The 18,990-nt window shown below is 47.0% G+C and carries 14 protein-coding genes; 5 read left to right on the top strand and 9 right to left on the bottom strand.

Features of this window, described 5'->3' with window-relative positions; translation table 11 throughout:
* Positions 1-20 precede the first annotated feature (20 nt).
* From MHI48_RS09750 to MHI48_RS09740, 3 genes are read left to right on the top strand one after another with little or no spacing between them, the layout of a single operon-like run.
* Positions 21-1,394, top strand: coding sequence for a YheC/YheD family protein (locus MHI48_RS09750; protein WP_036609869.1), 1,374 nt, complete (start codon positions 21-23; stop codon positions 1,392-1,394).
* Positions 1,394-2,500: a YheC/YheD family protein gene (locus MHI48_RS09745; protein WP_036669946.1), complete on the top strand. Its 1,107-nt coding sequence runs from the start codon at positions 1,394-1,396 to the stop codon at positions 2,498-2,500. Before MHI48_RS09750 ends, MHI48_RS09745 begins: the two co-directional genes overlap by 1 nt.
* 35 nt (positions 2,501-2,535) lie before the next feature.
* Entirely contained in the window at positions 2,536-3,714 is a 1,179-nt protein-coding gene (locus MHI48_RS09740) for a YheC/YheD family protein (RefSeq protein WP_143781367.1), read from the top strand.
* Positions 3,715-3,776: 62 nt separating this feature from the next.
* On the opposite strand, the gene MHI48_RS09735 is transcribed toward MHI48_RS09740, so the two are convergent.
* The 8 genes from MHI48_RS09735 to MHI48_RS09700 all read right to left on the bottom strand — a co-directional run bounded on the left by MHI48_RS09735 (position 3,777) and on the right by MHI48_RS09700 (position 13,777).
* Entirely contained in the window at positions 3,777-5,699 is a 1,923-nt protein-coding gene (locus MHI48_RS09735; protein ID WP_076327002.1) for an alginate lyase family protein, read from the bottom strand.
* On the bottom strand, positions 5,696-6,031 hold the full coding sequence (locus tag MHI48_RS09730; protein ID WP_036669940.1) for a cupin domain-containing protein: 336 nt from the start codon (positions 6,029-6,031) through the stop codon (positions 5,696-5,698). Before MHI48_RS09730 ends, MHI48_RS09735 begins: the two co-directional genes overlap by 4 nt.
* Before the next feature lie 68 nt (positions 6,032-6,099).
* Positions 6,100-7,497: an ABC transporter substrate-binding protein gene (locus MHI48_RS09725; protein ID WP_076209112.1), complete on the bottom strand. Its 1,398-nt coding sequence runs from the start codon at positions 7,495-7,497 to the stop codon at positions 6,100-6,102.
* 133 nt (positions 7,498-7,630) lie between these two features.
* Positions 7,631-9,235 (bottom strand): helix-turn-helix domain-containing protein, encoded by a 1,605-nt coding sequence (locus MHI48_RS09720; RefSeq protein WP_076327003.1) that lies wholly within the window; start codon positions 9,233-9,235, stop codon positions 7,631-7,633.
* An 11-nt stretch (positions 9,236-9,246) separates the two neighbouring features.
* Positions 9,247-10,998 (bottom strand): sensor histidine kinase, encoded by a 1,752-nt coding sequence (locus MHI48_RS09715; protein ID WP_076327004.1) that lies wholly within the window; start codon positions 10,996-10,998, stop codon positions 9,247-9,249.
* A gap of 104 nt (positions 10,999-11,102) precedes the next feature.
* Positions 11,103-11,972, bottom strand: a complete 870-nt coding sequence (locus MHI48_RS09710; protein WP_076327005.1) for a carbohydrate ABC transporter permease — start codon at positions 11,970-11,972, stop codon at positions 11,103-11,105.
* A gap of 22 nt (positions 11,973-11,994) precedes the next feature.
* Complete coding sequence (locus tag MHI48_RS09705) at positions 11,995-12,885, bottom strand: carbohydrate ABC transporter permease (RefSeq protein ID WP_076327006.1); 891 nt, start codon at positions 12,883-12,885, stop codon at positions 11,995-11,997.
* A gap of 205 nt (positions 12,886-13,090) precedes the next feature.
* Positions 13,091-13,777, bottom strand: a complete 687-nt coding sequence (locus tag MHI48_RS09700) for an HAD family hydrolase (protein WP_076252725.1) — start codon at positions 13,775-13,777, stop codon at positions 13,091-13,093.
* A 294-nt stretch (positions 13,778-14,071) separates the two neighbouring features.
* Between MHI48_RS09700 and MHI48_RS09695 the strand changes: the two genes are divergently transcribed.
* Positions 14,072-15,790 (top strand): methyl-accepting chemotaxis protein, encoded by a 1,719-nt coding sequence (locus tag MHI48_RS09695; RefSeq protein WP_076327007.1) that lies wholly within the window; start codon positions 14,072-14,074, stop codon positions 15,788-15,790.
* Positions 15,791-15,968: 178 nt separating this feature from the next.
* On the opposite strand, the gene MHI48_RS09690 is transcribed toward MHI48_RS09695, so the two are convergent.
* Positions 15,969-16,940 (bottom strand): Gfo/Idh/MocA family protein, encoded by a 972-nt coding sequence (locus MHI48_RS09690; protein ID WP_076327008.1) that lies wholly within the window; start codon positions 16,938-16,940, stop codon positions 15,969-15,971.
* 411 nt (positions 16,941-17,351) lie between these two features.
* On the opposite strand from MHI48_RS09690, the gene MHI48_RS09685 reads away from it, so the two are divergent.
* Complete coding sequence (locus MHI48_RS09685) at positions 17,352-18,983, top strand: thiamine pyrophosphate-binding protein (RefSeq protein ID WP_076327009.1); 1,632 nt, start codon at positions 17,352-17,354, stop codon at positions 18,981-18,983.
* Positions 18,984-18,990: the final 7 nt, after the last annotated feature.

Below are 18,990 nucleotides of genomic sequence, written 5' to 3'. Positions count from 1 at the left end.
TCAGGATAGGAGGATAAATCATGAGTTTGACCTTTTGCAATCTGCATTTCACCAAGCAACCGGATAAAGTGGTTTATGTATCCAACGCTTTAATGAAGAGCCTCAACCTGTCCGGCAAAAAAACGGTGCACCTTCGCTTCGGGCGTGACCGGGTACCTGCAACGATCAAACCAATCAAAAAAGCAGGTAAACATCTGTATCTCGCTTCAGGTATCCGTAATATGATGAACGTTCCCAAACGGGGCAGTATTTATCTCCGGAATTTGCAAAATGATGAGGTCCAGTTAGGTCCACTGATCGGCGTACTCTCTGATGGGCCTGCGACGAGCACGAATCCATTCGGTTCCCGTACTGGTTTCATCAAACAGTTACTCCGTGAAGGCAGCCGTAAATCCTACATTTACGCTTTTACTCCTCGGGATATCAATTGGCAGAACGAGACGGTATCGGGTTTTTTCCTGAATGATAACGGAAGCTTTACCCGCAGAACCGTACCTCTGCCCGATGTTGTCTACAACCGGTTACCAAGCCGTCGTTCAGACTTCTCACCAGCAATCAACCAGCTGCGGGAACGATTTGTTCGCCGAAAAATTCCGTTCTTCAACTGGAGCTTCTTCAACAAATCGGATATCTATACGTTGCTGGAGAACGAGCCGGCAGCAGGACGGTATATCCCTGAATCGATTACCAATCCTTCCGTTGAACAGATGAAGGAAATGTTGGAACGCCATCAGTTCGTCTACTATAAGCCTACTGCAGGAAGTCTGGGGAACGGGATCTACCGCCTGACTTATTCGCCCAAACGTGGATATTTCGCACGTTATCGCAAAAAAGGCGGTAATGCACTCCTGCGTTTTGGGTCCTTCAACAGTCTGATGCGCATGCTTCAGGGAAGACATGGTAAACAGTTACGCGGATATGTAGTTCAGCAGGGAATACGCCTAATTGAGATTGATGAATGTCCAATTGATTTCCGTTTTCACATGCACAAAAATGGTAACAATCAATGGGTTGTTGTCGGAATTGGAGCCAAAAAGGCAGGACGTGGCAGCGTCACAACACACATCAAAAATGGCGGCTCCCTAATGACTCCTGAGCAGGCGCTCAGTCGCAACTTCGGCGATCGTGCGGGAGAAGTTCTTCAGCATGCCAAATCCGTCGCTATTACACTGGCCCAGGCGATTGAAACCCAGCACCAGCATCTGATTGGTGAGATTGGCTTTGATCTGGGCATTGATCAGGAGGAACATGTATGGATGTTCGAAGCGAACGCCAAACCCGGGCGCTCCATTTTCCGTCACCCTTCACTCCGGGTGGAGGGCAAATCGTCGGTGGAGCACATCTTGGAACACTGCCTGTATTTGAGCAAGTTCCGGAAGAAGGAAGAGATTTGATGACCCTTCATGATGATTTCAAACCTGTCATTGCTGTTTTGACCATGCATGATAAACAGCGTATGTTCAGGGGAAATCATCAAAATTTTCAAGATATCTTACAGACAGGCGAGAGCATGGGATACGTGGTGTACATTGTAACTGTACGGGATCTGAACGTGAGTGGTCCCACCGTGAAAGGATATACGTACAACAAGGGGAGTGGAAAGTGGGTTTCACAACCTTTCCCCCTTCCCCATGTTCTGTACAATCGTATTCCCAACCGGGAAGACGAAGGAAAACCTTCCGTGCAGCGTAAAATTGACGAATGCATGCAATCAGGAATCGAACTGTATAACCCATTCTTTTTCAACAAATGGGATCTGTTCGAATGGCTCAGGAAATCCAAATCGACTCAGCAACTGATCCCTTATACTCGGCGGATGCGAAGTGCTTCTTCTCTGGGTGCCGTTCTACGGGCGTATCCTTATCTGTACCTTAAGCCCGAGAGCGGCAAAGCTGGTAAAGGAATCATGATGCTTAAATTTCAGGAAAAAGAACGGCTTCCCTATCGTCTCAAAATACAAACCACACGTAGAAGCACGACCTATAAAGCATCTACACTTGCCAAGTTATGGGCACGAATTCGCAAAGAAACCGGACATACGCCCTATATCATGCAACAAGGCATTGAACTGGCATCCTCTCGTAAACGCCCCTTCGATTTGCGTGTTCTTGTACAAAAGAACACCAAGGGCCAATGGAGCGTAACCGGTGTAGGAGCGAGACTTGCTGGCTCCCGTAGCATTACAACTCATGTGCCGCGCGGCGGGAGCGTAGAAGACCCTGAGAAGCTGCTGACCGAGCTTTTTGGCGAAGAAATGTCAACAACCCTGATGAAACGTGTGAAATCCACTTCATTAATGATCGCAAGACAGGTAGAACGGGGATCAGGTTACACGCTCGGAGAAATGTCCATGGATCTGGGCATTGATGACCTGGGGGAACTCTGGTTCTTCGAAGCCAATGCAAAGCCCATGAAGTTTGATGAACCACAGATCAGACGGCGGTCATTGGAACGTATATTTCACTACAGCGCTTATCTTGCCCGTCAGTCCAAACGATGATAGACAGGAATACTGCAAAAAGAAGGTGATTGTTTGTGTCCTCACCTGTTCTGGGCATTATGACGTTGTACTTAAATGAACATCGCGCTCTTGAAGAACGAAGCGTTTATCGCAGAATGATTCTTGAAGGGCGCAAGCGGGGACTCGATATCTATGTATTCACACCAGCCGACGTACACCCCGGCGGCAAACAAATTGAAGCCATGGTTTTTCATGAGGGAAAAGGCTGGTCCAGGGAGTGGCGATCATTCCCGGACCTGATCTTTGATCGCTGCCGGATACAGCGTAACCGAAGGTTCCAGCAATTGCTTGCTTTTCGTGAGAAATATGGGCATCTGCTCTTTCTGAACAGGCCACTGCGCAATAAATGGACCATCCACCAGACCCTTTTGCAAAAAGCCAACTTTCGTGAACACCTGCCGGAAACCGCTCTATTTCAGGATATGTCCGATGTAAACCGGATGCTTAAAGTTTCTTCTCTGGTCTATCTCAAACCCATTAATGGAACAGGCGGACGTGGTATTCTGCGCATTGAACGCAGCAGTAGCGAGGCTAATACAGTGCTTGTTCAAGGGCGGGATCAGAAGCGTCGTATCATCACTCCACGTAAAGTTCATTTATCACGACTTGGCGCGTTGCTCCAGCACTGGAACATGAAAGACAAGTATCTTGTACAAAAGGGCATTCAACTTCAGCTTCCGAATGGACGTGTGCATGATTATCGCATGCTCGTTCAGAAGAACGGAGAAGGACAATGGGAGCTTACTGGATGTGCTGGACGCATGGGTGCAGAAAAAAGCGTAACCTCCAATCTGCATGGCGGCGGTCAGGCAATAGCGATGGACCGACTCATGAAGCAATGGATCGAAGATGACGACCTCCGGGCAGAAATTAACACAACTGCAGAGAAATTCGGCATTGATGTTGCTTCGTTTCTGGAAGATACGTATGGGAACCTATGTGAGTTGGCACTGGATTTGGCGATTGACAGAAGCGGGCGTATCTACCTGCTTGAAGTTAACCCCAAACCTGCACGTGAAGTATTCGCTCGCATCGGGGAGCGGGATATCTATTATAAAGCCATCACTCAGCCGCTGGAGTATGCCTTATGGGTATATCGCAACAGACCTCCCGGAACGGCCAGAAAGCCAGCCAGTCCCAAGCCCGTTACGCAAAAATCACCCAGAGTAAAAAGAAAAAATAAAGCCAAGTGAGTGAAGAAAAAGCAGGAGTCTATGTTCGCCAAGTGCGAGCATCTGCTCCTGCTTCACTGTTTTTATTTCTGTTCTTTCGACCATTGCAGCGTGTCGTTGTCAATCACAATATACCCTATTTCCTCACCTTGCACATAAGATAATGCCAATCTCATCAGGTCAGGTTCCAGTTGGCATGTGGTTACACGTGTAACCTGGTCTGTATGATCTGCGGGCAGGCACAACGTCAGAATACCCACTTTACCCGAGAAATCAGTCTTGCCCTGGATGACCGATGTTTCCGACTTGGAACCATACACCTCAGATACCCAGCCGGGCTGCTCCGTCAACGCGAAGGCTCCCTTCCCGATGCCTGCCGTAACCCATTGCATCGTCAGCGTTATGGAAGATGCCTCATAGCTCATATCCGCTGTCATTTCTCCAGCTTCATTCATTCTCAACGCAATATCCGCTTGCGGATGCAGGTGAAAACGTTGCTCCAGAGTATGCTCTGCTTCTGCCTCCAGCCAATCCACAATTAGTAGTATAGGGATCTCCACCCCTGCCAGCATCCACCGACGGTGTGTAACTGGATCTGGCAAATGTGTATATCCATCCTGTGAAGCATCAATGAAGTGATAGGTGTCATTGCTCTCCCAACGTAACGTTGTGGCCTGAGCCTCCGGTTCTCCCCATTGCTGTGTGGAGAGATAAGGTGTCTGATCCAGACCATCCACCGTGACGGTATTGTGCGCCCGCGTACTTTTGAAATACCGACGCCATTTCCCTTCTTCATACGTATAACGTCCAGTGTCCGTGAAGAAAAGCTGGTTCTTCCACATCCACTCCACATTCAGCGCATCCGCATGTCCGTGTGCTCCGCCCATGGCAGCCGCATCAAAAAAAAGATAGTGATACTTGTCCCTCATGACATAATATCCTGTCTGCGGAAAGGCTCGGCTCGACAACACCGGAGAAGAGGAAGCCTGTAGTCTGAGGCATCGCTCATATTTTTCCACACCCAGCAACCAGAGACACTCCGAGCTATCCGTTCCGCGAGCCATCAAATCATCATCGTCCAGGATCGCGCCAAGCAGGGTCAGTCGTTGTCGTCCATCGCCAACCCAATCCGAATCACCAATACCGGTAGACTGATGATCTGGTCGGATCAGCGCCTCAGTAAATGCGGCCATTTGGCGTAGACAGCGGGCATACCATGCCGAGAAAGGATGTCCTGAAATCTCACCCAACCGATAAGGTGTGCCAAACATTTCGATGCTGGCATTGTGGTAATGTGTTGTCAGTTCAACCTGTATCCCTTCTTCACCCAACTGATGCAGCAAACACAGCTCAAGACGTTCCATCGCCACTTGACGCCAGTATGGACTTCGCGGGTGCTGGTGGTAGAACGTAGCGATCATGAACAACCCTTGCATATGCATAATGGCATGATTGATTTCCGTGCTGCCGAGGTAACGGGTCAAAAACTCGGCGTGCTCGTCCAAACCTTGTAGAAACTCCGCCTGAAAGCCTTCGTCTATCAGTGAACTCGCTTCCATATATTTATATGCCGATATCCAGGACTGCACACGTAGTCCCGTCTCCAGCAGGCGCCACGGACCGGGTTTTTGAAAGAACACAGCCTCGTCGTAAAACAGATTTACAGGTACCGGGTTTTGCTGTCTCCAGCTACGGAAGTGGTCAATAAATGCTGTTACATATAGCGGATTGCCCTTCATCAGATACGCCTTGCCCAGATCGAGCATATGCCAGTGTCGATTGATGCCCCATGTGAACTCCAGATCATCGGTCGGGTTGTGAAGCCAGTCCACAGGTGTCCCCATCGGAATCCAGCGATTCAGATCGTTGGTATAAGGAACGATAAATTCATTCAGGATGGCACGATTGGCAATCGTGAGCGAATTTCGGGCTTCTTCCGGAAAATGTTTTTCATAATATTGGGTAGCCCGTTGCAGGTCTGTTGCCGAAAGGTAAAAATCGCTCATTGGGACGCCTCAAGAAAATCCTGACGGAACGGCGTAAACACATCCAGAATGACGGAGTCCTCCAGTGCCTTGACCCCATGCGGGACGTTAAAACCGGCATAAAAGCTGTCCCCTGCTTTTAAGATGCGAGTTTCTTCACCGACCTGAACCTCAAAGCTGCCTTTGACGATATAACTGACCTGCTCGTGCGCATCATGGGAGTGAACTTCTCCAATACCACCTTTAGCAAAGGTAACCTCCACCATCATTAATGTACCGCCCATACCCAAGATCTTCCGGGAACTCGTTTCGTTCACGATATGTGCATCGATAGACGCATGATTAATAATCATTTTGCTTTTCCCCTTTCCTTGTGAATAAGCGACCGAAGTCGTTAAACCACGGCCGCTATGAACGTTTATTAGTCTTCTGTGGACAATTTACCCTGAAGTTTGGAAGAATCAAACGAAGGATCAGCAGTTATGTTGGTCAGCCCTGCCGCTTTGGTTTTCTCCAGAGCTGCATTATACCTTGTATCCAGATCCTTGATCACAGCATCGAGATCGCCACCCGTGAATACAAAGATTGAAAAAGCCTCACCCCATTTGGTGCCTTCCAGTGAACTCTCGGTCACCACACTTGGATTTGCCGGGAAAATGGCATCATATCGTTTGGGCAGGAAACCTTCAATGCCCGGAATGCTTGGTTTTTTGTCAGAGCTTAGTACAGCAGGAATCAGTGAGATTCCGTATCCTTTTTCGTAATACTCACTCTGAAGATCTGTGCTGTACACATACTCCATAAACTTCCATGCCGCTTCCTTGTTGGCAGAATCTGCATTGATGCCGATGTAGGAGCCCCCGATGACTTGTGAAGCGCCCTTGATCGTTCCATCATTAGTTGGTACAGGAGCGGCTGCCCAATTTTCTTTTGTAGGAAACTGATCTTTATATACACCTGGTTCACCGGAGTGGTTAATGTACATTCCGATTTTGCCTTGAGCAAACTGGGCTCTGAGTGGATCGATGTCCAGACTTTCAACCCCTGGCAGCATGCTGCCATCCTGATTCATCTGACGAAGCGCCATTGCGATATCCTTGTACATCCCAAAATCAAATTGACCAGTCTTGTAGTTGTAACCATCAATACCAACATTATTGCTTGCACCTGCAATCGTATTGGCTGCTCTCCAGAAGCCGCTGCTGCTCTTGAATGGGCTGGCAAAGCCATAGATGCCTTCACTTTTACCAACTTCGGTAATTTTTTTGGCATCCGCAACCATCTCAGCCAACGTTTTTGGCGGACTCTCGATCCCTGCCTTTTTGAAAATATCTTTGTTATACACAAGCCGCCAGACCTGCCCTGTATTGGGGAGGGAATATATTTTTCCATCAATCGTGTTTTTATTTTCAATCAAGCTGTCTTTAAATACGGCCTTCATCTCATCACTCATGTATCCATCGATCGGGGCGAGATACCCCTTCTGATAATACGTCTGAAAATCATTAACTTGCAGCACATCGGGTGCCTGCTTGCTGGCAAAAGCAATATCGACCGCCTGTGGATAGTTGTCCCCCATCACGGTCATCTCCACTTCAATGTTGTCCTTGTTCGTCTGGTTGAACTCATCGATCTTGGATTTCATAAAATCAGCATCATGGCGGTCCGGTGTCCAATATATGATTTTGGTTTTCCCTCCGGCATTCTCCCCGCTGGTCCCCGATTCGCTATTTGCCGAAGTACCACTGTCAGCAGAACAACCTGCCAAACTTAGCGCCAGCAATGCACTTAGCGTAGTCACCATCCACTTTTTAACCATTGATATGCCCCCTTATGCTTGTCTGGACAACCCGTTTGGTTATCCGTTAACGTAATGATAATCGCTACGCTTTCATGGAGGTGAGGGACATTCTGACTTTGCATGGTGGGAAAAATGACGATCCGTATCGGTTTCAATTCTCATACATTTGTCGGAAGCAGGTTGGTGTCATACCGCAATATTTCTTGAACAAACCGCTGAAATAAGGCCTGTCCTCATAACCCAGCCTCTGGCAGATCTCTTGCACCTGTACACCTGCAACCAGCAATTCTTTGGCCTTTTCCATCCTCATCTTAGTAATATATTGAATCGGCGTTATGCCCGTTTCCTTTTTGAAGGCATTGGCAAAGTAACTCGGACTTAAATGTACGGATTGGGCACAGGCATGCAGCGTCAGATTTTCTGCAAGATTCAGACTGATATATTCCTGCGCCTTGCTAATCGCCTGTTTGACATCGGTGAGTCGTTTTTTGTCCATAATCTCGCAACCCATACTGCTAAAATGTTTGATATATCCCCTCCAGCCCTCAAACGTCAAGGAACGCATCGCCTCAAGCACTGTCAGGTCGGCCTCCAAACGCAAGCGTTCCTCTGCTGTAATCTCATCACAAAAGGCACGGTAGATAGCAAAAGCCAGTCCAGACAGCAAACGAATCATCGTGAGTGGCTCGGGAAAACCTTCGGAAACCTGCCATTCTTCGAGAATTTCATCAATGATGCGGTGACAGGTGCTCTCATTACCACATTTCAGTGCATAAAAGAGCTCTTTCTCCTTCTCCAGAGGATATATCGGAGCCACACAGGCCTGATTCTCCAGTTCAGCATACTGGAGGATGCAATTGCCTTCACTGTAAAAACGATAGGATATCGCCTGATCTGCATGTGCGTAGGACGTCCAAATTTCCTGTGGTCTGCGGGCAATCGTACCCACACCAATCGAGACTGTTTTTTTGCTGAATCGCTCCACATTTTGGCGGCATTGCTCCAGTAGATCGGAGACGTCGATCTGGCTTGGTGTGTTCAATATGGCTGCAAGCCGGTATCGGTTTTCCCGTAAAACAACGCCTTTGGTATAGCGGTTTATGGTTTCTCCAACAATATTTTGAACCGCAAAAGGAACGATTTCGGCATCCAGATGCATCGTGTATCCATATCGCGTATAACCATCCACCTCGATAACCATGACGATAAGATTGGAGGAATCGAGATCAATATGCAGCTCGTTCCAGCGACTTTCATTCAGGAATCCCCCGATTTCATGACGCAACAAACCCAGTAGATAGCTGTGACGCTCGTACTGGCTGCTGCTCTCCACCTTCTGCTCCAACTGTTCCAACTGTTTGCACTGTGCCTGTTCTTCCTTAATCACCTGTCTTACCTTCAACACCGCACCGAGTATTTCTTCAGGGGTAAACGGTTTGAGTAAATAATCGGATGCACCCAGCTTGATGGCCTCCTGTGCATATTGGAAATCCGAATAACCACTGATGAAAATAAATTTGGCTCGCAGTCCGGCATCCAATGCCCGCTTCATTAGCTCCAGCCCGCTCAACTTGGGCATCCTGATATCACTAATCACGATGTCGGGTTGCTGCTCCAGCAACAAGGACCAACCGCGCTCTCCATTTCCCGCCGTGCCTACAATCCGAACCTGATGATCTTCCCACGGAATAGTTGAAGATATGCCCTTTACAACTGCCTGGATATCATCCATAACACACATCGTCAATTGTCCCATACTGCCCCTCCTCAGGTGATCGGAATCGTGATAACAACCGTTGTTCCCACATCTGTACTGCTATGAAATACAATTGAGGCCACATCCCCATAGTGCAGGCTTAATCTGCCATGGAGATTGGATAGGGCATAACCTTTGCGTCCCCCGTCAGGAACATCCTCAGCATAGATGCTGGCTACATCCATACCACATCCATTGTCAGCCACCTCCAGCCGTAGTGTGTCACCCTGACGATCAATGCGGATGATGATAACACCCAAATCTTCTTTATCATTGAATCCATGCAGGATGGAATTCTCCACCAAGGGCTGAAGTAATATTTTTAAAATACCAACAGCGTAACAAGAGGGGTCCCCCACCTCAATCCGATAAACGAACAGATCCTCGTAACATTTTTGCTGAAGCTGCATGTATTGTTCGACATGTTTGATCTCCTGCTCCACACTGGTGATGTCTTTCCCATCATTCAGTCCCAGACGGAATAATAAGGATAAGGAGACGATCATCTCACTTACATCCTTCTTCTCTCCGCTCTCACTTTTCCAGAACATCGTATTAAGCGTATTGTAGAGGAAATGAGGATCAACCTGCGCCTGAAGCGCCTTGACTTCAAACCGCCGTTTGTCTTGCTCCGTTGTCCGTACTTCTTCAAACAGAATCTGAATCTGGTCCAACATCCGATTGAAACGATGCCCTACAGCGCTGACTTCATCGTCATACTTGCTGCGAAACCGTACATCCAGATCATTGGACTCCACCTCAACCATCAGGCGTCGCAGTTTGTTCAGTGGCTTCAGCAGAGCGGAGGCCACCAGGCTGGACAACCCGAGTGCGAGCAAGATGCAAAACAACATGATCAGGATGATCAGCCAGCGTATCTTTTGTAGGGGGGACAACAAGTCAGCCTTGGACTGTACACTTACGATGACCCAATCCTCGTTCATCGACAATCCCGAATAGTTAACAAGCATGTCCTCCCCCTGATCGTTCCTGTAGGTAAAATCCCCAGCATCGCCACGGCTAAACTGCTGGGTAAAGTCAGGCTCCATAATGAAATCGTAATTTTGGGACCTGGGCCGAATGACTTCATTTCCGTTTTTGTGCAGCAAAAACAGTTGAATCTGGTTATTCATGAGATCCTGCGTCAGAATGTCTCGCATCGCCTCTTCCTTCATATTGACGACCATATATACATTCGAATAGGTATGATTATCGATCACAATGGGTTTGAGCAACAGAGATAACACATTTCCTTGGGATTGGAATAACTGACTCTGATGTGAACCAAACCACATCGTATTCCAGCCTTGTAGCTTCACGTAGCGTCCGTATTCCTTGTTGAACGAGTTATTGCGATTCGGAAAATCTTTGGTCGAGAAAAAATCACCGATGGGTGTTGTCAGATATGCGGTATCAATCAGTGGCTCTACGAGCTTCAATTGAGCAAACGATGTTTGCAGCAGCGAGAGATTCTGATAATAATGAGATGTGTTATTTTTTCCCACGTCCTTCATGACCTGGGTGAACGTTTCATTGAGCATAAAAGAAAAAGAGGATACAACAATGTGCCTCAGATGTTCATCCATAACCTGCACTGATTTGTTCAGAATGCTTTGTTTCAGTTCAAGTGCATTCTGCTCAATGCTTCGTGCAGCAAAGAGATAAGAGCATATCCCGGTCACACTGATGCACAAGACAACGAGAAAAATGTACAGCAGCTGTATTCTTTTTTTCAGGGACATTTTATAAAAGTTGAATATCATCGGCGCTCGCTCCTTGAACACGGCTTGGCCCGTCCGCTGTGAATTAAAATGAGTATAGCACAGTGGAATAACCCGTAAAACCGTTTCCATGATTGTGCTCACGCCTATCCTTTCACAGCTCCCAAGGTCACCTGCATGAATGATTTGTTGGCAAAAATATAAACGATGAGCAGTGGCAAAATGGACAGACAGGCTCCGGCCATCATCAGTTGGACCTCAGCCGCAGCTCCGATGCCATATCGCAGATTAGCCAGCCCAACCGGCAAAGTCTGCAAGTCCGGATTGCTCATGGTGAACACAAAAGGAAGAATATATTCATTCCATGAACTCTGGAATACACCCAGACCTGCAACGGCGAGTCCGGGCCGCAGGAGTGGAAGAATAATTCGCCAGTATGTGGTGAAAAAATTACAGCCATCAATCATCGCCGCTTCATCCAGTTCGCGCGGGATGCTCTTGAAGAAACCAATCAGAATAAAGTATGTGGCAGCGTGTGCGCTGATCAATATAATAATAACGCCCCACAACGTGGTATTCAGCCCCAGCTTGACCATGAGGTCAAATTGCGGACGCAGCACAACCGCGCCTATGGAAATAAACAGAGTGGATGCCATGAGCAGGGTGTACCCCTTTTTCCCTTTGAAATTCACTCGATCCACAGCGTAGGCTGACATCGAAGCTACCAGCAGTGTGCCAACTGTTGTACTGATGCTAACAAACACGCTGTTCATCGTAAAACCCGAAAAATTGGCGGTTTTCCAAGCCTGAGCATAGTTGGAGAACTGCCAAATCTTCGGCCAGATGGTAGCTCCTCCGGTCAATTCCTGGTTTGTTTTGAAGGAACCGAGCAATACAAGTATGATGGGGAACAGCGACAGCAGAGCGATTGCGATCAAAAACAACCAAAGTACCGTTCGTTTGGTCCAGCGAATGAGTTGGGGAGACCCTGAGGGCGCAAGTACGTTTTGAGTCATCATCGTTTCCTCCTGATAGGGATTAATAGACATCATTTAGCTTTTTGGATATACGGAAATAAATGAGCGTCACAGCCCCTACGATGAGAGCCGTTGTGAAACCAACTGCACTGCCATAACCGAGCTGCTGGAGTGATTGTGTGTCAGCCGACACGGGAAACAACAGTTTGAACAAATACAGATACATCACCTCTGTTTTGCCATACGGCCCCCCTTCGGTCAGCACCATAATACTCTCGTAACCTTTCAGCGCCGTGGTAATCGCCAGCATGATAATCATCTGCAGAACAGGACCAAGCAAAGGAATCGTCACATTACGCAGCTTCTGAAACTCACTGGCTCCATCCAGTGATGCCGCCTCGTAGAGCTCTTCGGGAATGCTCTGGAGACCGGCAATGAACAACAACATATAGTTCCCCACAGCACCCCAGATGGCAATGATAATGGTCGTCAGCATAGCATGCTCAGCTCCCAGCCAGCCGATCGGTTCGGAGATCACATGATACTTAAGCAGCAATTGGTTCAATATTCCGTTATAGGAGTTGAAAATAATAAAAAATACAATCGCCATGACCGAAGCGCTAAAAATAGTGGGAAGATAATAGATCGCCCTAAAGAGGGATCGCCCTCTCCATTTACGATTCAGAATAATCGCCAAAGTTAACGACAGTGGAATCGTAACAACGAGTTTACCCAGGGCATACACACCCGTGTTGCCTACAGAATCCCAGAATTGGCCGTCACGCAAAATTCGTCCAAAATTATCAAGCCCGATGAAGACAGGCATCCCGATGCCTTGATAATCATAGAACATGTAACGCAGCGCCCATAACAGCGGATAGATCCCGAATACAACAGTTAAAAAAAGACTTGGAAAGATGAACATATAGGCATGTATTTTGGATGGTTTCACCAGAATCGGACCCCCTATAGCTTTTGAATGAAGTATAGAGGGAATATGGAGGAAAGCGGGATAGGGAAATCAACTTTCTACAGGGGAGAATGTGACTGCATGATCATATAAAAAAACCTGTATTCAACGAATTTCCGTTGAGTCTACAGGTTCATATCATGTGGTTCGTAATCTTAAATCTCAGTAAACGTATACGGCGTAGAGGCTACTCTGCTTCATCATACAGACGCAGCAGTTCTGTAAAATCAGAGATGAGCACATCTGAGCCTGCAAGCTCCTCATCACGACCAAACCCGGCATAGGCACAGCCGATGACCGCCTGACCGTTCATTTTACCCGCTTCCACATCAGAAGAGCGATCCCCTACCATCCATGCGTCCTGAATACGATGTTTCTCAAGCAGGATCTGCACCAGATTAATTTTGGAAGGAGTCTTGTACTGGCCTGCACTGTATACCCCTTCAAAGAAAGGCATAATCTCGTGTGCAAACGCCACACCCTTCACATAGTCCTCCAGCCCGTTACTTGCGACAAAAAGACGCACTCCTTGTTGTTTTAATGATTGCAGTGTTTCTTTCACCCCAGGATACAATTGGGAACTTCCTTGATCAAGCCCCTCAATCTCCAGTTGAAGCAACAGTTCGTCTGCCCGGCGATGTGCCGCTTCCGATGCCTCAGGCATAACCACTTTCCATATATCTTCGAGCAACATGCCCAAACTTCCCAGCATCCGTTCCTCGGGTGGAGTTTCTCCTTCAAAGTGCCCTTCGGCACGCAATGTATCAAATAGTTGCTGGTAAGCTGGCAACAACAGGGTCTCTGTTTGGAACAGCGTACCATCCATGTCAAAAATCATCGCTTCCGGTTTGAGCAATACCTTCTCTTTATTCATGTCCAATGTTCCTTTCGGATTGGGATATTGTATATGTAATTGGAATCGTTCCCTTCCCATGATAAACATAACGTTTGAACGTGTAAACCTACGATTGTAAAACATCATCAACCCCAACCTTATACAGCATCAACCGAACGTTATATTGTAGTTAAACAAACTATATACAAAAGAAGTTCCTTTACGTATAATACTAAAAAATAGTTCTTTAGACACCTAATCTAAAGACCTACAATTATCACATTTCCGTTTTTTTCGACAACTACATATACCCCATAGAGAGGAATAACAAACATGAAAAAGCGAAAGACCTTTAAGATTTTTTATAAGATCGGATTAGGATATTTACTCGTACTGGCTGTACTGGCTGGTTGCATCCTGCTGATTCAGAACAGCACAAGTCAGCTCCAACGGGAACTGGATTTTCTGGTCGATCACGATATGAGGGTACACGCCCTCACCTATGAACTCGAAAGAAACATGGTAGATATGGAGACAGGTCAACGCGGTTACATCATCACGGGTCAGGACAATTATCTCGATCCCTACACCCAAGGAAAAGAGCAACTTATTACACTCAGAGATGAACTTGCTGCTTTAATTTCGGATAATCCGGCTCAACTTGCACTTTTGGAAGACATACATACTAATATGGAGAACTGGGTCCAGGTCGCTGGTGAACCTATGGTCGCCCTTCGCCAAGCCAATAATACACAGGCCATTCGAGATTTTTTCGCAGATGATCCAGGTAAAAGAGACATGGACCAGATTCGGACTGCTCTCGATACGTTTCGAACCAACGAGCATACGTTAACCGATAACCGTACAGAAGCACTGAAGCAAAAAAACACACTACTGAACTTGGAACTATATGGGGCACTTATCGTTGTGGCCATTATCTCGTTCATCACTGCTTTGGTCCTGTCACGTGCCATTGTTAGAAATATTCGTACCGTAAAGCAGGCATTAAATGACATCGGTTCTTCCAATGGCGACCTGACACTGAGAATCGCTACGCCAATGAAAGACGAAACTCGTGAACTCGCGGAGGCGGCCAATACAATGCTCACTGGTTTGCAGCAAATGATGCTGGATGTTCAGAGCAATGCCATGATTCTGAGCACAGCTTCGAATCGATTAGATAAAGGGGTTGCCGATAGCCATCTTGCAGGAAAAGAAGTTGCCACTGCCATGGAACGTGTCGCTGAAGGCGCTGATGAACAGGTTGCTCTTACGCAAACCATGGTAGCTGCGATGCAGCAATCCCTCAACGGGCTTAATCGTGTCGCCTCCTCGGCAAGTGATGTGGCAGGCCGTGCAGTTCGTACCGAATCCATTGCCGTGGATGGGCAACAGCGCATTGATAATGCTGTAGGTAAAATGAGTTCCATTGAGCAATCCTTCCTCTCTGTACAGGAAGCCATTAATGAAATTTCGAAGATGTCTGATCAAGTGATCAACATTGCAGATTCAATGTCAGGTATTGCGAGACAAACCAATCTGCTTGCACTTAACGCCGGAATCGAAGCTGCCCGCGCTGGGGATAATGGACGCGGCTTCGCTGTCGTTGCCGCGGAAATCCGTAATCTTGCAGACCAAAGTGCAACATCAGCCAAAGAGATTACAAGTATATTGGAAACCGTGGTAGCAGGTGTTCAAAGTACGGTGCAGGTGGTTGATGAGAGCACGCTACATGTGAATGAAGGGTTGCGGACCATTGAGGATGCAGGTAATGCTTTTTCAACCATTACTCAGCATATTCATAACCTCAGTGGTGAAGTTCTGGAGGTATCTGCTGTTGTCGAGGAGTTAACTTCCGGTAGTGAGGCTGTGATGAAGTCCATTAATGAAGTATCGGCTGTTGTGGAAGATACTGCATCAGCCACGGAAGAAGTATCTGCGATGACGGAGGAACAACTTGCTTCTCTGCAGGAAATGTCTGACACGTCCAAGCAGTTGAATGAAATGTCCGATGCACTTGATCAGCTGGTTAAGCAATTCAAGCTGGCTTGAACTGAATCAACATACTGATCGAGTTCTAAATAGCTGTATCATGAACATATATCAAAGGAAAGAAGCATCGCAGACAGACTCACCCGAGCCTCTGCGATGCTTCTTTGTGTTAAGGAGAGCTGAATCAGGAAAAGGTGCACCGGGCACCTCATATGAAAAAACCTAAGCACTCCTTTTCTTATCTCGATTGTTCCGTGTTCCGTAGCGCTTCCAGTACCAATTGTGCCTGATACCCATCGTTAAAATCATATATCTTAGCTGGTTTGCCTTGTATACGGGCAATGACATGTTTAAGAACCGGCAATTCACTGGCGGATTCAAGCACTTCCACTGGAGAAAGTGGCTGTCCCACCAGGCCCGTCTTCAATTCTTCCCAATTTTCCAAGGCAATCGTGCCCTTCGCACCGTACACCACCATGGATACACGTTCTTCCCCGGCAAATTGAGAGATGCCGTTCAGCTGAATTCGGGTTCCGTCTTCCAGTTCCATTGCAGCCTGTACTTCTAGTTCACAGTCACCATTCTCAGGATATTGAACCTGAGTGCTAACAACCCGGATGGCACCAAACACCTTTTGAATCATATGAATCCAGTGAATCCCCACTTCAAGAATAAATCCACCCTGTTCCCGGCTCGTAATCCATGCATTCTGTTGCCATGATCGTGGCCACTGCGGGAATTGCAAAATGAGATCTATTTTGCGAATTGTCCCCACTGTACCCTGCTCAATCATCTCTTGCAACTTCAGCACGGAAGGTTCATGCGGCATCGAGAAATGGATGGCATGAACAACGCCCGCCTGCTCTGCTGCATCCAGCATCTTTTTGGCTTCTTCTACACTATTGGCAAGTGGTTTCTCACAGAATACATGAATTTTGCGCTCCAGCGCTTCCATGACAACCGGATAATGAAATTTCGGAGGAACTGCAATATACAGCAGATCAATCTGATGTTCATTCATCAATTGCTTGTAATCCGTATATGTCCTAACTCCCCGATGAGAAGCTGCAAAAGACGCCAAACCTTCCTCATTCGCATCACACACCGCTACAATCTCAATCTCCGTGTCCATCTTGGTATTCTCGATTAGATGAACCATATGTAGTCCCATTTTACCCAGCCCAATCAGAGCCATCTTGATGACTGTCATTCCATCCCCTCCCAATTCCTTTCCAGTATAGCAGAAAGCAAAGAATTGCGAATGTGATGCATTGATACGAAAAAAAATAAACCTCTAGCTTTCAAGTCGCTATTAGAGGCTGAAATTCATCATTTACAGTCATTTTTTTACATTATTTGTAACTTCGTTGTGATTGGGTAATTCGTTGCAGGGATATATAACCAATTATTTTTACTTTATCCAGCAATACTTAAAGCGTTACCAACTTAAGAATCAGGAATTTAGACTCACAAAAACAGGTTGACAAAAAACCACAAAAAAAGATACTCTTCCTAATAACAATGAATATTTCCTCTTACAACCTTAGACTGTAACTTGCATTCAATAAATGGAATATGCGTATGGTTCTAATAACCTATTTCATGAAGCGAGGTGTCCCGCATGAGAACAGTTGCGGACTATTTGGCAGAAACTCTGCGTAATCTAGGCGTTACTCATGTCTTTGGTATTATTGGTAAATCCATCTGTCCTGCTGTACTGAAAATGGTGGATTACGGATTAGAGTTCATTCCAGGCCGTCATGAATCCAGCTCAGGTTTTGCCGCATCCGGTTATGCATTACAGACAGGTAAACTCGGCGTTGCCTTTGCCACATCCGGTCCGGGCGGAACCAATCTGCTTACTGCAGCAGCCCATGCAAAGGCCAACAATCTGCCTGTACTGTTTATTACGGGTCATCAATCCATTCAGGAACTGGGGCTCCCCCAGTGTCAGGATTCTTCTTCTTATCTGGCTGATCTGGCCGAAATGTTCAGGCCTGCTACGCTATTCAGCAAACTGGTTGAGCGTGGAGATCACTTCGGCACACTGCTGAATCATGCCCTTTCCATTGCACTCGGCCCTAATAAAGGCCCTGTTCACCTCTGTATTCCTTTTGACGTACAGACCGAATTGTTATCCCAATGCCGGATTGTCATTCCCGAACCGGAACCTCTGCTTAGCGTATCTAATCTGAATCGCATTTTTCCTCTCATTCAACAATCCAATCGCCCTTTAATTATTGCTGGTAAAGGTGTAAGTCGCGCCAGAGCCCATGATGAATTGCTTCAATTGGCCGAATCGTTCAACATTCCCGTCATTACTACTCCTGGTGGAAAAGGAGCGATTGCGTGGGACCATCTCTTGTACCATGGACCTTGTGGTGTTGGAGGTTTCCCGCATGCAGACGACATGTTGAACCAAAGTGACCTTTATATCGTACTCGGTTCACGTCTAAGTGACATGACCCTCTGCAATCTGAAGCCTGAACATCACCCGGCACACCTCATTCAATTTGACGCTGATCCTACATTTGTAGGCAAGATTCTGAGCGCTCAAACCTTACATATCACCGGTGATTTGAAGGACAACCTGCAATATTTGCTGGGCACATTAGAAGACCTTCCTACTCCTGTGAGAACCACAGCACCCATGGATTACACTGTCCCTTTACCAGATCTCCCCCAACTGTCTCTGGCTTCTGTACTAGATGGAATGAGCGATCTGCTTCCGTATGATCATAAGCTGTTTGTTGATGATGGCAGCCATGGATTTCATGCGGTTCAGCGATATAAAGTCAAGAAACCAGGCAGCTTTGTGTTTGACGCTTACTTTGCCTGCATGGGGAACGCCATTGGTATGGCGATAGGTGCAAAAGCCGCTTCACCCGGAGAGACCATTGTATGCATCACCGGTGACGGATGTTTCATGATGCTTGGGACGGAGATCAATACTGCGGTATGCAACAATCTGAACGTCATTTTCATTGTCGTTAACAACAAACAACTGGACATGGCACTCAAAGGAATGGAAAAAACAACAGGCAGAATCGATGGCACATTATATGAAGTTCCTATGGATGCTGCCAAATTCGCCGAATCTCTCGGTGCGGTTGCGTTTCGAGCAGAGACTCTTGCTGAATTCTCATCTGCGTTGAACACAGCCCAGACGTTGAATCAGGTAACTGTTATTGAGCTTCTGACCGATCGAGATGAAATTCCACCCACAGCTCACCGCACCGTAAATTTGAATTAGGAGGAGC

This window comes from Paenibacillus sp. FSL H7-0942 (assembly GCF_045040715.1).
Lineage (GTDB): Bacteria > Bacillota > Bacilli > Paenibacillales > Paenibacillaceae > Paenibacillus > Paenibacillus amylolyticus.
This window is presented reverse-complemented; position numbering and strand designations above follow the sequence as displayed.

Coding starts and splice junctions, on each gene's coding strand:
- MHI48_RS09730 (WP_036669940.1), bottom strand. CDS start 6,031: ATGATTATTAATCATGCGTCTATCGATGCACATATCGTGAACGAAACG.
- MHI48_RS09700 (WP_076252725.1), bottom strand. CDS start 13,777: ATGAATAAAGAGAAGGTATTGCTCAAACCGGAAGCGATGATTTTTGAC.
- MHI48_RS09695 (WP_076327007.1), top strand. CDS start 14,072: ATGAAAAAGCGAAAGACCTTTAAGATTTTTTATAAGATCGGATTAGGA.
- MHI48_RS09725 (WP_076209112.1), bottom strand. CDS start 7,497: ATGGTTAAAAAGTGGATGGTGACTACGCTAAGTGCATTGCTGGCGCTA.
- MHI48_RS09720 (WP_076327003.1), bottom strand. CDS start 9,235: ATGGGACAATTGACGATGTGTGTTATGGATGATATCCAGGCAGTTGTA.
- MHI48_RS09690 (WP_076327008.1), bottom strand. CDS start 16,940: ATGACAGTCATCAAGATGGCTCTGATTGGGCTGGGTAAAATGGGACTA.
- MHI48_RS09685 (WP_076327009.1), top strand. CDS start 17,352: ATGAGAACAGTTGCGGACTATTTGGCAGAAACTCTGCGTAATCTAGGC.
- MHI48_RS09710 (WP_076327005.1), bottom strand. CDS start 11,972: ATGACTCAAAACGTACTTGCGCCCTCAGGGTCTCCCCAACTCATTCGC.
- MHI48_RS09715 (WP_076327004.1), bottom strand. CDS start 10,998: ATGATATTCAACTTTTATAAAATGTCCCTGAAAAAAAGAATACAGCTG.
- MHI48_RS09750 (WP_036609869.1), top strand. CDS start 21: ATGAGTTTGACCTTTTGCAATCTGCATTTCACCAAGCAACCGGATAAA.
- MHI48_RS09745 (WP_036669946.1), top strand. CDS start 1,394: ATGACCCTTCATGATGATTTCAAACCTGTCATTGCTGTTTTGACCATG.
- MHI48_RS09735 (WP_076327002.1), bottom strand. CDS start 5,699: ATGAGCGATTTTTACCTTTCGGCAACAGACCTGCAACGGGCTACCCAA.